The organism is Massilia sp. CMS3.1, from assembly GCF_051262535.1.
Lineage (GTDB): Bacteria > Pseudomonadota > Gammaproteobacteria > Burkholderiales > Burkholderiaceae_D > Telluria.
This window is the reverse complement of sequence record NZ_JBIMES010000072.1, coordinates 1-888: the sequence shown is the minus strand read 5'-3', so window position 1 is coordinate 888 and position 888 is coordinate 1. Positions and strand designations below refer to the sequence as shown.

At 54.5% G+C, this 888-nt stretch carries 1 protein-coding gene; it reads right to left on the bottom strand.

What is annotated here, in order from left to right:
- Positions 1–148 precede the first annotated feature (148 nt).
- Positions 149–888: CPBP family intramembrane glutamic endopeptidase (locus ACHAC9_RS24465; RefSeq protein ID WP_435764408.1), on the bottom strand; the 740-nt coding region annotated here is incomplete at its 5' end.

Below are 888 nucleotides of genomic sequence, written 5' to 3'. Positions count from 1 at the left end.
TGGAGGGTAGCAGACGTTTTTTAGGCGATCAGTCTACCGAAGTTGTTGCTAGATGGGAAATTTTAAGCAATCCGTTTGGGCCGGACTCGACGTTCGCTAACGACCCGAAGCAGCCTTTTCCTCAGTCTCCATTGTCAGGTGGCCGAGGTTAGACCTGGCGCAATGAGGCATCAGGACTCCCGGCTTCACGGCGCTGCTGTGCGCGTAGCACTGCTCGAATTGATGCCAGCGGCAGCCCAGCGTGAATGACAATCAACCACCATAAGCTGTGCGTCATTGCATATGCGATCGTAAAAACGAAAGCCGAGACAATCGAGGCGAGTAACTGTTTCGGATTCGTGTAGCCATGACCTATGCCATACGCAAGAGCGGAGATGGCAATAGCGAGTGGCAGGCCAGTGTGCGGCGTCAGCAGAAGCAGAATGAAACCACGGTAGAGGATTTCCCATGCGGCGGTCATTATCGAAGTGCTGATGATGAAAGCCAGTATTTCGCTACCGTTTCGCGGCCATGGGAAAGACGAATCCAGCACCTTGCGTTCGCTCTCGGCACGGGCCTCGGGCGTCTTGCGTCTCTCGATGACGTTGGCCACTAGCCAGAGGCCGCCGAGGAGTAATACGGCGAAGCATAGGCCCCAGACGCCTGCCCTGGACAGAGGGATATCAAATCCGATATCTCGTAAAGCGTAGCCAGCCTGCCACGAACCGACCCACAGGACGGCCAACAATACCAGGGGCTGCCAGCTCATTGACCAGTAACGAAGCATTAGCGAACGAGGCGGTTTATTGCTTTTCGGACGTAAACTACGCCACAAGTTAAATGCGGGAGAGACAATCAGCAGGTAGGCTGCGAGTAGGATGTTTAACATGGCAGAGGGTAAAATTTGGC